Origin of the sequence: Trichormus sp. NMC-1, from assembly GCF_001858025.1 — a bacterium.
Taxonomy (GTDB): Bacteria; Cyanobacteriota; Cyanobacteriia; order Cyanobacteriales; family Nostocaceae; genus Anabaena.
On sequence record NZ_LZQD01000016.1, the window covers coordinates 1 to 16129 of the forward strand.

Consider the following 16129-nt stretch of genomic DNA (forward strand, 5'->3'; position numbering starts at 1 on the left):
TCAATAAACTTTTTTTGAACTTCTATATATAATATCCAGTTACTGAAGGTTCAGACGGAGGGAATTCAGTCCAGCCAAGAGGTCTGGGTGAAACGAACAACAAGCAGCTTGGGCAATTTAGAGTATTGGCATTAAAAAAATCTCTAAATTGAGCAGGTAATAAGCAGCTATAGTTGCCATTTGCCAACAACACCATCAACAACTTGAGGAGAATTCCATAGTGTGGTAGGGACTGACAGATTCAGTTTTTTGTCACTTCAGGTGTTTTGATGGTGGATGCAACTAATGTGGATGATACTTCTTCATCAAATACCGCTAAGTCAAACCAAAAAGTAGTACCGACACCAACTTCGCTAACTAAATTGACTTTACTGTGATGCCTGTCCATAATATTTCTGACAATAGATAGACCTAAGCCGGTACCTTCAAGGGTGTGAACTCGGTTTTCCACCCGGAAAAAGCGGTCAAAGATTGCCCGTTGATCTTCTGGGGCGATGCCAATTCCTGTATCACTGATTTCTAGCCGTACCTTACTAGGTTGATTGTGTGAAATTTCGCGCTGTGCAGCGTTTGCAAAGTGTTCAGTTTGCGTAGATTCCAGGGAAGCAAAGGAGGAGTTGGGTTGAGGATTTAATTGGTAGGCACGGATTGCCACTTTTCCACCAGAAGGGGTGAATTTGAGGGCATTACCAATTAAGTTACCCAATACTTGTAGCAACAAATCATAATTACCTAGGACTAGGGGTAAGTTAGGGGCAACTTCCTGAACCAGTTCAATGCCTTTATCTCTAGCGTTGAGTTGGTAAGTACGCAATGTCTGTTCCAGTGCTTGCGCCAAATCGACCCCATCAAAATTGTAGGTGCGCCCAGATTCGAGTTTTGATAAATCCAAAACATCATTAACTAGGCGGGTAAGTCTATCAGTTTCATGATTAACGGTTTCCAGAAATTCTTGGCGTTCTTCTAAACCCAAGTCTTCGCCATAATCATGTAGGGTTTCAATATAGGTTTTGATGTTAAAGAGGGGTGTTCGCAGTTCGTGCGAGACATTACTGATAAATTGGCTTTTGGCTTCATTAAGTTCTACCTCACGGGTGATATCTTGCACAGTGATGGCAATGCCTTTAATACTTTCCCTTTGTAGGTTAAGCACTGTAGTCAAGAGAATACGGATTGTGCGCTTGGTGGGTTCGTTGAGTGGGATACGAAACTCAGCACTTTCGCATTCTCCGGCTGCCATTTCATACAAGGTGCGGCTGATTTCCACTTGTACGCTTATAGGCAAGTTATGCAATACGTTGCTACCCACGACATCACTGCCTTCCCAACCAAAAATTCGCCGTGCTGTAGGGTTGACTAGAATTACCTGCATATTATTGTCAATCAGCACAGCACCATCGGCGATGGTAGAAACTAAGGTTTCCAATTTGGCTTTTTCTGCTGTTAGTTCTTCAATATTCTGTTCTTCGTAGCGCTCTAGGCGCTCTGCCATTTCATTAAAGCTTAAAATTAGCTCTCCTAGTTCACCACCTAGGGGTAAGTCAATTCGCTGTTTAAAATTACCAGTAGCAATCTGTTTTACGCCTACGAGTAGTTCTTTAATTGGTTTAGTAATGGTTAAGGCGTTGATTACTCCTGCCAAAATTACCATGACCCAAATGGTGATAAACACCGCAATGGTGACATCACGGGTGAAATTAGTGGATATGACTGCTGTTTGATTGGGGTTGATGCCAACTGCTAAAACACCTAAATATTGTTTATTAACTATGAGGGGAATAAATACATCAGTGACGACACCATCTGGGGATATGTGTTGACGCACCATTGGTTGGTCATTATCACCTGGGTAATCTTCTGGTAGTTGTATCCGCCGCTTAATGGTGAGGGAGTTTTCTACCTCTGGTTCCCAAAAAGGAATGCCAAAAAAGATTTTCCCTGTTTCATCAGCGTATAGCATATAACGCACACTAGAGGTGCTGCTGTAGAAACGTTGGGAAAATTGGGCAACTTCTGTGAGATTGTGATCTGCAATTAGGGGCGCAACATTTGAGGCCAGTAGAAGTCCGAGGTCGCGACCGAAGCGGGTGTCATTCAGACGTGCATCTTGCTGAATTGTATTCACTGCCCAGAAAGTTAGACCACTCATCACCAGGGAAACCACTAAAGTAGCTACAGCTAGTAGTTTGGTCTGAAGGGTAAAATCAGACCACCAATGAGCGAGTGTCTTGGATACGCCTTGGGCGAAAGCATCTCGGATTGTTGTTAAAGGAGCGAGCATCTTAAATACAGTTGTTAGTAGTTCTTGGTTTTCTACCCCAACAACTTAAAAATTAACAGTTAATTTGCCAAAAATGGTAGAGAGAAGTTGGGGAGATGAGTAGACAGGGAGGTGGGGATGTGGGGAAAACTACTAACTGCTAACTCAGCATTCCGCACTTAGGAATTAGGACTCAGCACTCTATGACCAATATCCCTACGGTAATACACCCCTGAAAAATGAATGTGTTTGATGCCAACATATGCCTGAGCGATCGCTTGCTGAAAATTTTCGCCCAGCCCAGTCACATTTAAAACTCTACCACCGTCTGTCAATATTTGTTGCTGTTCGTTCAACTTTGTGCCAGCATGAAACACCTTTGCACCTGATGCTTCTGCCTCCTGAATACCCGCTATTACCTGGCCTTTTTCATATTCTCCTGGATAACCTCCTGAGGCAGCTACGACAGTGGCAGCAGCCCCGTTTTTCCAAGCAATAGGCGGCATTTCTGCTAAACGCTGCTGAATGCAAGCTAAAATTAAATCTTCTAGGGGTGTTTCTAGCAATGGCAAAATAACTTGGGTTTCTGGATCACCGAAACGACAGTTAAATTCTAAAACTTTAAAGTCGCCATCTGCTGAAACCATTAATCCAGCGTATAGCACACCTCGGTAGTCGATGCCTTTGGTTCTTAAAAGAGCGATCGCACTTTCTAAAACTTCTGTTTGCACCCTTGCCATCAACTCTGGTGTTGCAATCGGTGCAGGAGCATAAGCGCCCATCCCCCCAGTATTATCTCCCGTATCACCATCACCAATCCGCTTATGATCTTGAGCAGGAAGTAAAGGACGAATCGTTAACCCATCAGTCAAGGCTAAAACTGATACCTCTTGCCCCAGCAAACATTCTTCAATCACTACAAAATTCCCCGCACTGCCAAACTGCCCCTGAAAAATGGCATCAATGGCATCTTCTGCTTCTTCAATGGTTTGGGCAACTGTCACACCCTTACCAGCAGCTAAACCGTCAGCTTTAACAACAATTGGCGCTCCCTGTGATTTTACGTAAGATTTTGCTGCTATTGCCTCCGTAAATACCGCCGCTTTGGCTGTGGGAATTCCTGCTTCTTGCATTAACGCCTTAGCCCAAGCCTTACTAGCTTCTATTTGCGCTCCGGCTTTACTAGGTCCAAATACCATCAGTCCTTTGCTTTGGAGATAGTCGGTAATTCCCATTGCTAAAGGTACTTCTGGACCGACTACAACTAGAGAAATATCATTTTCTAAAGCAAGTCGGCTGATACCCTGAAAGTCATCTACCGCGAGAGGGACGTTTTGGCAGCATTCCATACTTGCTGTACCCCCATTTCCTGGTACACAGACAATTTGCTCAATTTTCTTTGATTGCAGAAGTTTCCACGCTAGAGCGTGTTCACGTCCCCCATTACCTACAACTAAAACCTTCACTTATTTCCTCGTGTGTCTCTTGTAAAATGAGAATGCCTTCAGGCGACTGATCATATAGACTTCTGGTAGAAGCCCAATTTTTCACTAATTATCCTACTAATCAAGGGCTTATGGTGACTCTTAAGTGGAAAAAACTCTTCTATACCGGATTTTGGTGGGATTTTTTGCTATTATGCGACTGAGTTAATTAATAGACATCTCCGAAAATGAACCTCAAAGCTTTATAAATCAAGGGTCAAAACCTAATTTCCACCCTCAGTCTAAGTAGATCGATAATTTTTGTTCAACAGCAAAATTAATTACAATAAATTTAAAATTTGACAAGTTTCTACACTCTCCTATTTTTTATATAAAAGTGAAAATAAAATAAATACTTAAAAATAACTCCCGGCTTGGTTTAATTACTGAGTAGTTACTATTGATATCCTAAAAAAATTCCCAAAGTAGAAAAAATAAGCAACATGGCTAAAATTATCGTTACTGGAGTGGCTGGTTTTATAGGTTCTCACCTTGTCGATACATTATTGCAAAGAGGAGAAGAAGTAATCGGCATTGATGAATTTAATGATTACTATGACCCCATATTGAAGCAGAAAAATATAGCTACCTTTCAACAGTCGCCTAACTTTACATTAATTGAAGGCGATATTCAATTCTTAGATTTACCAAAACTTTTTCAAGATGTAGAAGTAGTTTATCATCAGGCGGCGCAAGCGGGGGTAAGAAACTCATGGGGTAAAGGCTTTCGCTCTTATACTGAACGCAATATTAATGCCACACAAGTTTTGTTAGAAGCCGCAAAGGATGCTCAACACTTGAAAAGATTAGTATTTGCCTCTTCATCTAGTGTATATGGTGATGCAGAAATTTTACCGACTCATGAAGAAATTAAGCCTTTGCCAGTTTCACCTTACGGTATTACTAAATTAGCAGGTGAAAGGTTATGTGAACTATATCACAAGAACTTTGCTGTACCTTTTGTATCCTTGCGCTATTTTACAGTTTATGGACCTCGACAGCGGCCAGATATGGCATTTCATAAGTTTTTTAAAGCAGTTTTGCAAGATGACGCAATTCCCATTTATGGTGACGGACAGCAAACACGGGATTTTACATTTGTAACTGATGTCATTGCTGCGAATTTAGCAGCAGCCACTATACCAAAAGCAGTAGGGGAAATTTTTAATATTGGTGGTGGTAGCAGAGTAGTTTTAGCAGAAGTATTAGATACGATGGAAGATATAGTTGGTAAACCCATCAAACGTAACCACATTGAAAAGGCTATGGGAGATGCGCGTCACACGGCTGCGGATGTATCCAAAGCACAAAAAATTCTTGGATATCAGCCACAAGTATCTTTGCGGGAAGGTTTAAGGCGGGAATGGGAGTGGATTAAAGCGCTGTATTAGATTTAAATGGCTATGATGTATCTCATTCATAGGACAAGAGGTAAAAACATTTTTTAAAGGGACACATAGTACGTTCGCGTAGTGTCTCGTAGAGAGAAAAAATACGTCCTTATACAAATTCCCTAATTTTAATTATGGGGATTTCCCCGTTAATAGTACCCTTTTAAAAGTTAAGGAAAAGGGTAAATTTTCAAGCTAGGTATTTGCATTGGTAAAAAATATTGTAAAACTCAGGATAGACACATTCCAATGTAATTTAGTATGTCCATGATATTTTGGTGTCAAAAACCTCTCGGATGTTCTTTTACCACAGAATATTACTACTTGGGAAATGTCTATTTATTTTCTTGGGTAGAGGAAGACATAAGAGCCAGGATTTATAATGAGAACTAATACGGAATCAAAACTGAAGGGTTAAGCTTCCAAGTTTATTATTGCTGAATGGTGTTAAATCTGGAGACAAAAAATAAATTTTGGAGGCGATTTGTTGATTTTTTAGCAATTCACTAGTCCAATTTGTAAGAAATTGCATTAAAAATATATGGCAAGTGAAAAAACTCAACCTAAAAAGAACGGTGCTAGTCATATTGCATCTTCAAAACTGAGTAAAACTAAGCAATCTGAACTAAACGAATCCCCATCAGTAGGTGCATCTTTATTAAATTTATCCACATTAAATAAAAACTTCCAACCAAAAGAAGCTTTGACAGATACGGCTGATATAGTCTGTCTATCTCATTTGCGTTGGCATTTCGTTTATCAAAGACCACAACATCTTCTCAGTCGTTGTGCTAAAGGAAAGCGTGTATTTTTTATTGAAGAACCAATTTTCAATCAAGAAGATTTGCGGCGGTTGGAAATTAGCGAAGATACAAGTGGAGTGGTGGTAGTTGTTCCCAATCTCCCAGAAGGTTTAAATGAGGAATCTGTTAACGCAAATTTGCAAATTCTGATTGATGGTTTTTTGGTAGAGCATAATATTAGCAAGTATATTTGTTGGTATTACACACCAATGGCGATCGCCTATACACGGCATTTGCAACCCCAAGCTGTAGTCTATGATTGCATGGATGAATTATCTGGTTTCCAGGGATCACCACCAAGTTTAAAAAATTACGAAGCGGAACTATTTCGCCATGCAGACCTAGTATTTACAGGAGGACAAAGCCTGTACGAAAGTAAAGTTAACCAGCACCCAAATGTCTATGCCTTTCCTAGCAGTGTAGATATAGCCCACTTTGGACAAGGCAGAAACCTAACCCCCCAACCCCCTTCCCTACCTCTCCCTAACCCTCTCCTAGGAGGAGAGGGAAGCGGAAAAACTTTTGTTACTGGGAAGGAGGAGAAAAGTTCTAGTTCCCCTCTCCTTGCAGGAGAGGGGTTAGGGGAGAGGTCAGAACCAGCAGATCAAGCAGATATTCCCCACCCCCGTTTAGGTTTCTTTGGTGTAATTGATGAACGGATGGATATTGAACTGCTACAAGGTATTGCCGATACCCGTCCCAACTGGCATCTAGTGATAGTTGGTCCAGTAGTGAAAATTGATCCCGCAAGGCTACCCCAATCGGAGAATATCCATTATCTCGGTGCTAAAACCTATCAACAGCTACCTGAATATTTAGCAGGATGGGATTTAGCAATGTTGCCATTTGCCCGGAATGAAGCAACGCGCTTTATTAGTCCTACTAAAACTCCTGAGTATCTTGCAGCCGGCAAACCTGTAGTATCTACCAGCATCAGGGATGTAGTGCGTCCCTATGGAGAATCAAAACTGGTACGCATTGCAGACACGGTTTCTGAGTTCGTCACCGCAGCCGAACAAGCAATACAACAGGATACAAAAGCATCTGGGTGGTTGAGTCGAGTTGATGCCTTTTTAGAGCAGATTTCTTGGGATCGGACTTGGGCATCAATGATAAAATTGATAGATTCGGCGATTGCTACCCGTGATGCTGAGGAGAAAAATAATCTTGGTGCGATTACGAGAAAACAAGCACCCAATATCATTACTAGAGACTTTGTTTTTGATTACCTGATTGTTGGTGCTGGCTTTTCTGGTAGCGTCATTGCTGAACGTTTAGCAACTCAGTCTGGTAAAAAAGTCCTGGTTGTAGATAAGCGGAATCACGTTGGTGGTAACGCCTACGATCATTACAATGAGCATGGTATTCTCATCCATAAATATGGACCCCACATTTTTCACACCAACTCCCGCGAAATCTTTGAATACCTCTCGCGCTTTACTCAGTGGCGTTCTTATGAGCATCGGGTTTTAGCTAGTGTAGATGGTCAATTAGTTCCCATACCTATCAACCTCGACACCATCAACAAACTCTATGGTATGGATCTTAATTCATTTGAGGTCGAGGATTTTTTGAAAGCATTAGCTGAACCAAAAGAATATATTTACACCTCAGAAGATGTGGTAGTCAGCAAAGTTGGCCGAGTATTGTATGAAAAATTCTTTCGCGGTTACACTCGCAAGCAATGGGGACTCGACCCATCAGAACTTGATAAATCAGTAATTGCTCGGATTCCCACACGCAACAACCGCGACGACCGTTATTTCACCGATACTTACCAAGCGATGCCATTGCATGGGTTTACGCGGTTATTCGAGAATATGTTAAATCATCCCAATATTAAGGTGATGCTTAATACTGATTATCGGGAAATTGAAAAAGCTATCCCTTGTCGGGAAATGGTTTACACAGGACCTGTGGACGAGTTATTTGATTACCGTTACGGTAAATTACCCTATCGTTCTCTTGAGTTCCAGCACCAAACCCATAATTTACCTGTTTTTCAGCCTGTACCAGTGATCAACTATCCCAACGAACACCTTTATACTCGTGTTACAGAATTTAAATATTTAACTGGTCAAGAACACTCTAAAACTAGCATCGTTTACGAATTTCCCAAAGCAGAAGGAGACCCTTATTACCCTGTACCGCGCCCAGAAAATCAGGAAATTTACCAAAAATATAAGGCTTTGGCTGATACCACACCGGGGGTATATTTTGTAGGGCGGTTGGCAACCTACAAGTATTACAACATGGATCAATGTGTTGGTCAGGCTCTGTCTGTGTATAAACAAATCGCCGTTAAGGCTTGAGTTTTAAGAAACCCCACCCCTAACCCCTCCCCGCTTGCGAGGAGGGGGACTGGATATTGTTCTTCGGGTAAGGTTTGAACCTAAGTTGACACCAATTTACAACGTCTCTGTATTCTCGTGTTTACCTGTTTTTTCGACAGAAAACATCGTTTTAAGTTGCAAATTATGACTTCTATTTTCGACTCGAAACTCAAAACTCAATTTCCTTTAGAAGTGTGGGCTGGTCTGGAGTGTACAGTGAATCGGGTGGGTGAGGAGTATTTTGACCAGTTAGAACGTAATGGTCATGGAACGCGCTTGGAGGATTTGGAATTATTTGCCCAATTGGGTATACGGGCAATTCGTTATCCTGTATTGTGGGAAAGAATCGCACCCAATGGCTTGGAAAATGCAGATTGGTCTTGGGCGGATGTGCGGTTGGGGAGATTACAAGAACTGGGTATTTGTCCGATTGTGGGATTGGTACATCATGGTAGTGGTCCTCGTTACACCAGTTTAATAGATCCAGCGTTTCCAGAAAAATTGGCAGAGTTTGCCCGTGCGATCGCACAACGCTATCCTTGGGTAAGGTATTACACACCCATCAATGAACCTTTAACAACGGCTCGATTTAGTGGATTGTATGGTCATTGGTATCCTCACGGACGGGATGATTTAACTTTTGGCCGGGCTTTTTTGGCAGAATGTCGGGGGGTATGCTTGGCAATGCAAGCTATCCGAGAAGTTAATCCTAGCGCCCAATTGGTACAAACGGATGATTTGGGTAAGACTTACAGTACACCGAAACTAGCTTATCAAGCAGATTTGGAAAATGAGCGTCGCTGGTTGACTTTTGATTTATTATGCGGTCGAATAACCCCAAATCATCCTATCTGGGGTTATTTGCTCCATTGCGGTATTAGTGAAAGTGAACTAGAAGAATTTTGTCAAAATCCCTGTCCACCGGACATAATTGGGATTAACCACTATGTAACGAGCGATCGCTTTCTAGATGAAAATTTAGAAAATTATCCCATTTGGACTCATGGTGGTAATGGACAGGATCACTATGCAGATATAGAGGCAGTGCGAGTTTGTGCTGAAGGTGCAGCAGGTCCACGTACCTTACTACAAGAGGCATGGGAACGCTATCAAATCCCCTTGGCTGTAACTGAAGTTCACCTTCACTGTACCCGTGAGGAGCAACTACGCTGGCTGTGTGAAGTGTGGAATGCCGCGCAGGAATTACGATCGCAGGGTGTAGATATTCGTGCTGTCACAGCTTGGGCGTTGCTGGGTACTTACGATTGGAATAGTTTAGTAACTCGTTGGGTGGGTAATTACGAATCAGGTGTGTTTGATTTGCGTTCTCCTCAACCAAGAGCAACTGCGATCGCTAAAACTATCCGTGATTTAGCCGCAGGACGTAATCCCGATCACCCTGTACTTGATATCCCCGGTTGGTGGCATCGGCCAGAGCGTTTAGTTTATCCAGCAGTAAGTTGCGGACTAGATGAGAGAAGCACAAAAGCATCTGAATCTATTCTCTCCCCTGCTTCCCATCGTCCCCTGGCTATCATTGGAGCTACAGGCACACTAGGAAAGGCTTTTGCTCGGTTGTGTGAAGTCCGAGGTATTCCCTATTGCCTACTAACACGGCAAGAGATGGATATTGCCCATCCTGCTGCTGTTGATGCGGTGCTGACTGAGTTACAACCTTGGGCTGTGATCAATGCTGCGGGATATGTGCGGGTGGATGATGCCGAGCGCGAACCGGAAAATTGCTTGCGTGTCAATACTGTGGGTGCAGAAATATTAGCTACTGTTTGCGCCCAACATAATTTGCCGTTGGTGACGTTTTCTTCAGATTTGGTGTTTAATGGTGCTGTCACTCAACCTTATGTAGAAACTGATGCCATCTCTCCTTTAAGTGTATATGGATGTAGTAAAGCCTTGGCAGAAAAGCGGGTTTTACAGGCTTGTCCAACATCCTTGATAATTCGCACCAGTGCCTTTTTTAGTCCTTGGGATGAATATAACTTTGTGACTATTGCCTTGCGTGAACTCAGTGCTGGAGAGGAATTTCTAGCAGCGCAAGATACTATTATTTCCCCTACTTATGTACCGGATTTAGTTCATGCTAGTCTTGATTTATTAATAGATGGTGAAACTGGTTTGTGGCATTTAGCTAATAAATGTGAGATTTCTTGGGCAAATTTGGCAAGATTAGCGGCAAAACAAGCAGGTGTGAGTATTAAAAGGTTAATTGCTTTGCCTACACGACATCTCAATTTAGCTGCTCCTCGTCCAACTTATAGCGTTCTTGGTAGTAGTCGAGGTGATATAATGCCTGGTCTGGAAGATGCTATTTCTCGATATTGTGAGGAATGCCAAATATAGCAGGAATTAAAATCCTGTAAATCCTTAAATCCTGTAAATCCTGATTCAGACAATAAAAATCCTACAAATCCTGATCACCTTAACTTCTTCAACACCGCATCAGTAAACGGATTTTTCCCCGCTTTCAAATCCTTCACCCAGCCTTGTCGTTGCGTTTTACTATCTTTATTATCAATCCATTTAATATATGCCTCAAAATCCTCAATAGCGCCTGAATAGTTACCAGTCAAAGCCCTCGCTAAACCACGACTATCACGATAATCGCCATAATTAGGTGATAAATTAACAGCTTTTTCACAGGCAAACATCACATCAGCAGCTTGTTTATTTAAACTACCATATCTACAAAGTGTATGCCAAGAAGATGCAGTAATTTCCAATTGGGGATATATTTCCTGTGCTTCAGCATAATTTTCTAATGCCTTCTTAACTTCCCCTTTTTGGACAATACTTTCTCCCTCTGCAACTAAGCGTTTAGCCTTACCTTTATTTGCAAACTCCTGGGCTTTTGTTTGGGGGTCAAATTTTAAATTATTATCCCATGCTTGGGCGGTGCGGAAATTAGCTAAAGCCCCATTCATATCATCATTTTCCGCCAAGTTTTCACCTTGGATAACTAACACCGTTGCCCCTAATAATAACCGAGATGGAGTTTGGCAATCCTTTAATTCTGCCAACACTTGAGGATTACCAATCAAATAATTATTCAGCAAATTGCAACCACTAGTTACTAAATTATCTAAATTCAAATCCCATAAAATGATGGTCTTGTCCCAACTCCCAGAAGCCAGTTGTTTGCCGTCGGGGCTAAATACCACGCTTCTGACCCAATTATCATGACCTTTGAGGGTATTGAGGACTTTCCTAGTGGTCACGTCCCAGATTTTGATGGTGTTGTCTGAACTCCCAGAAGCCAGTTGTTTGCCGTCACGGCTAAATACCACGCTGTTGACCGAACTATCATGACCTTTCAGGGTATTGAGGACTTTACCTGTAGTCACATCCCAGATTTTGATGGTCTTGTCATGACTCCCAGAAGCCAGTTGTTTACTGTTGGGGCTAAATACCACGCTGTTGACCCCACTTACGACGCTCGAACTATCATGACCTTTCAGGGTATTGAGGACTTTACCTGTAGTCACATCCCAGATTTTGATGGTCTTGTCATGACTCCCAGAAGCCAGTTGTTTGCCGTCGCGGCTAAATACCACGCTTCTGACATAATCCTCATGACCTTTGAGAGTATTGAGGACTTTCCCAGTGGTCATGTCCCAGATTTTGATGGTGTAGTCATCACTCCCAGAAGCCAGTTTTTTCCCGTCGCGGCTAAATACCACGCTTCTGACATAATCCTCATGACCTTTGAGAGTATTGAGGACTTTCCCAGTGGTCATGTCCCAGATTTTGATGGTGTAGTCACCACTCCCAGAAGCCAGTTGTTTGCCGTCGGGGCTAAATCCCACACTAGTGACCATACCCTCATAACCTTTCAGGACTTTACCTGTGGTCACATCCCAGATTTTGATGGTGTAGTCATCACTCCCAGAAGCCAGTTGTTTACCGTCGGGGCTAAATCCCACAGTAGTGACATCACCCTCATGACCTTTCAGGGTATTCAGGACTTTACCTGTGGTCATATCCCAGATTTTGATAGTCTTGTCATCACTCCCAGAAGCCAGTTGTTTGCCGTTGGGGCTAAATACCACGCTTCTGACCCAATCATCATGACCTTTCAGGGTATTGAGGACTTTCCCAGTGGTCACGTCCCAGATTTTGATGGTCTTGTCAACACTCACAGAAGCCAGTTTTTTGCCGTCACGGCTAAATACGACGCTGTTGACCCCACCCTCATGACCTTTGAGGGTGTTGAGGACTTTACCTGTGGTGATATCCCAGATTTTAATGGTGCTGTCCCAACTTCCAGAAGCCAGTTGTTTGCCGTCGGCGCTAAATACGACGCTGTTGACCCCACCCTCATGACCTTTGAGGGTATTCAGGACTTTCCCAGTGGTCACGTCCCAGATTTTGATGGTCTTGTCAACACTCCCAGAAGCCAGTTTTTTGCCGTCACGGCTAAATACCACACTATTGACCCCACCCTCATGACCTTTCAGGGTATTCAGGACTTTCCCAGTGGTCACGTCCCAGATTTTGATGGTCTTGTCAACACTCCCAGAAGCCAGTTTTTTGCCGTCGGCGCTAAATACGATGCTGTTGACCTTACTATCATGACCTTTGAGGGTGTTGAGAACTTTCCCAGTGGTCATATCCCAGATTTTGATGGTCTTGTCAACACTCCCAGAAGCCAGTTGTTTGCCGTCGGGGCTAAATACGACGCTATTGACCCCACCCTCATGACCTTTGAGGGTATTCAGGACTTTCCCAGTGGTCACGTCCCAGATTTTGATGGTCTTGTCAACACTCCCAGAAGCCAGTTGTTTGCCGTCGGGGCTAAATACGACGCTATTGACCCCACCCTCATGACCTTTGAGGGTATTCAGGACTTTCCCAGTGGTCACGTCCCAGATTTTGATGGTCTTGTCATCACTCCCAGAAGCCAGTTGTTGTTCGTCGGGGCTAAATACTACGCTTCTGACCTTACTATCATGACCTTTGAGGGTATTAACATTTAAGGCTCTTTTTTCCTTCTCCTCATGACGCTGCAAGTACACCGCTTGCCGTAATGCTGCTATTGTTGATACTTGAGTATCAGATTTTGCCCAAGATGCCAGTTTGATTTTTCCACCAGCTTTCAAGCTTTCTATTAAGGCGTTACTGGTTTCTCCTAAAGCAAAACGGTCTTTACTAGCTTCGGTTAAGGCTTGAATTTCATTAATAGCAGCTTGTTGTGCTGCATTCCAAGCAGTCACCGTTAACCCAGCTAAAACTACCCCGGCTGCAATTGAACCTGCAAGGGCAAATTTAAGAAAGCGATTTAATTTCGCTTCACCAATTTTTCTCTGCTGTCTTTCTTTTTCCAGTTCCGCTATCACCGCTTTTAGTTTTGGTTCTTGTTGCTGACGAATAAAATTAGCTAAATAATCATGAACTAATTGATAACGGTCTGCGGGCGTTTCTGGTAACAACACCACCAAACCAGATTTCACAAATATCTCTAATACCAAATCTAATTGAGTAGCTGCTGCGGCTAATGATTGCAAATCTCTTTCTAATTCAGCTTTAGTTTTTAATGGTCTTGTTCCCTGTTCATCTGTGAGAAAATAAAGTAATAATTCGGCAATTTCTTGATTTTCAACACCGCAGTCTTTGACTACTTCATCTAAATAACGTTTAACTAATTCTTGCTTATTACCAATTTTTTGATATGCTGCTAAAGTTGTAATATTTTCTGTTTCTAATTGCGCTCCCACTACCTGCAATTCAATGGGACGAACTGAACCTAATTCTCCCGCTAAATCTTGTTCTCCAGATAAATCTTGCAACAGTCGGTTAATTAAATCCGGTTCTAAACGAAAAGTAGTATTTTTGGTTAAACGCTGAATAGTTAATTTAGCATTTTCGGTTGTTAAATTCCCTAACTTATATAGCACATTTTTACTCAAAATATCTTGACTAATAATTTTCATACTCTCTAATTCATTGCATTCTAATAACAGATGCAAATAATCTACCCGCAAAGATAAAATTACTCTCAAAGATCCGATATTTGTATGATTTAGACATTTTCCTAAAAACTGGAAAAATTCTATTCTCGCTTTATCGTCAGGATACACAAAGAAAAATTCTTCAAACTGGTCAAAAATCAACACTGTTCGCAGGTTATTTTTTTCAATTTCTGCAAGTTTTAAAATAAACTTTTCCTGAGTATCTAATTTTAATTCTTCTGGTTTGAATCTTTCTGGTAATACATCTAATAATTGTTGTTTTAATTCCGTAAACCAACTATTATAAACTCTGATAGTCACAGGTAAATTATCATGAAACCCTATAGCTTTATTTTCCAATGCAGGAATTAACCCAGCATTAACTAAAGAACTTTTACCAACTCCCGACTGTCCATGAATGACGATGATTTTTTTATCATTTTCCCCAATTCTTGTTAGTAACTTATCTACATCTATTTTACGCCCAGATGCTTCAATTTCTGGGGAAATTGTTTCTTGATTCACAAAAGATGTATTTTTTGATGGTTTTAACCAACCTGCACCAATAAACGCCCGCAAACCAAATTGCTGTTCAATAGAATGACTTTCTAATTTGGTGTTAAAAGCTTCCAGATATTCTGTTTTTTGAAATAATAGCTGTTGTAAAAGATTGAGAATTTTGACATACAGCTTTGGGTGATTATTTATAACCCCGATATCTTTAGCTAATTTTAAATTACTAATTGCTTGTTCATATTGTTGTAATTTTTCTTGAGCTTGTGCTAGAATTAAAAATAGACTTTGACAATAATAATCTACATCAGATTCTGATTGATTAACTTTCTTTAAAACATCTAATCCTTGATTAGCAATTTTTGCAGATTCTGAAAAATTTGATTGTTCAAAATTAGCTGTTGCTAAAAATATATAATCTTCAGCTATTTTTAAGATATTATTTCCGGTTTTGTGTATGTCTAAAGCCTGTGTAGCTAGTTTTTTTAAATCTTCCCATGCTTGTAACTCTTGCAGAATTAAACCAAATTTTGATAAAGAATTAGCAATTAAATCTAAACGTTGAGCATTTTTGAATTTTTCTAATGTTCGTTGCAGATAATTTATTATTTCTCCCTCTTCCCTAGCAGGGAAGGGGGTTGGGGGGTTAGGTTTATATTTTTCATAATTACAAATTGTCAAATTATAAAGTATTTTACCTTGAATTTCTAAATTATCGTTTCTTTGCCAAAAATCCAAATTTTGTTGATAGTAATTAATAGCTGTATTTAATTGATTTTTGGTATATGCTATAAATCCTCTTAAGAAATTACAATTAGCTTGAAAATCTGGTTCTAAATCTTGATTATGTTTTTGTAAATCTTGTAATGCTAATTCAATCTCTTGTAAATCTACATTCAAATCATCATTTAATATTTTATCTATTATTGATTTGAGTAACTTAATTAATTCATCAAAAGGAAGATAAAAATTTATAGTAATTCCCCAACTTTCTAAATCAGGTGCAGATTCCATGATTTGTTGATATATTTGATCATTAATCCATAGCACTAGAGGATATTGACAATTATTTCTAAATTCTTCCCTAACTTGATTAGCTGAACTGAACATTTTTGATAAATTCGGTAATGATTCCCAACCGACAATCATTAATGCTTGAATTTCATCGTTGAATTCTTCTTTAATTGCATTATATAATGTTCTTTCTGATGGTTTTAGTTGTAATATTTGAATTTCAATCTTACAGATTTCTTGCAATTCTTGAATGAGTTGATTTTGTAATTCGATATAATTACACTTAGCTAAAATTAGCTTGAATTCTCCCTGAGATGCTTCTAAAGACCATGCTAAATCTTCTAGTTGTTGTGAGTTTGTCATAGTGT

At 40.7% G+C, this 16129-nt stretch carries 6 protein-coding genes; 3 read left to right on the top strand and 3 right to left on the bottom strand.

The annotated features are described in order from the left end of the window. Positions 1 to 241: 241 nt before the first annotated feature. Both A9Y75_RS25250 and purD read right to left on the bottom strand, forming a co-directional pair. Complete coding sequence (locus A9Y75_RS25250; RefSeq protein ID WP_071192565.1) at positions 242 to 2281, bottom strand: two-component system sensor histidine kinase NblS; 2040 nt, start codon at positions 2279 to 2281, stop codon at positions 242 to 244. Positions 2282 to 2439: 158 nt separating this feature from the next. Next, entirely contained in the window at positions 2440 to 3726 is a 1287-nt protein-coding gene (purD, locus tag A9Y75_RS25255; RefSeq protein ID WP_071192567.1) for a phosphoribosylamine--glycine ligase, read from the bottom strand. Positions 3727 to 4187: 461 nt separating this feature from the next. Here purD and A9Y75_RS25260 point away from each other — a divergent pair, with 461 nt between their 5' ends. The 3 genes from A9Y75_RS25260 (at position 4188) to A9Y75_RS25270 (ending at position 10629) form a co-directional block, all read left to right on the top strand. After that, the gene (locus A9Y75_RS25260; RefSeq protein WP_071192569.1) at positions 4188 to 5135 is read left to right on the top strand and encodes an NAD-dependent epimerase/dehydratase family protein; all 948 of its coding nucleotides are present in this window, start codon (positions 4188 to 4190) and stop codon (positions 5133 to 5135) included. A gap of 541 nt (positions 5136 to 5676) precedes the next feature. Further along, complete coding sequence (gene glf / locus A9Y75_RS25265) at positions 5677 to 8250, top strand: UDP-galactopyranose mutase (RefSeq protein ID WP_236721530.1); 2574 nt, start codon at positions 5677 to 5679, stop codon at positions 8248 to 8250. Between the two features lie 165 nt (positions 8251 to 8415). After that, entirely contained in the window at positions 8416 to 10629 is a 2214-nt protein-coding gene (locus tag A9Y75_RS25270; protein WP_071192571.1) for a family 1 glycosylhydrolase, read from the top strand. Positions 10630 to 10703: 74 nt separating this feature from the next. On the opposite strand, the gene A9Y75_RS25275 is transcribed toward A9Y75_RS25270, so the two are convergent. After that, positions 10704 to 16124 carry a ribosome assembly protein 4 gene (locus tag A9Y75_RS25275; protein ID WP_083389756.1) on the bottom strand — a complete coding sequence of 1807 codons (5421 nt, stop codon included), beginning with the start codon at positions 16122 to 16124 and terminating at the stop codon, positions 10704 to 10706. Positions 16125 to 16129: the final 5 nt, after the last annotated feature.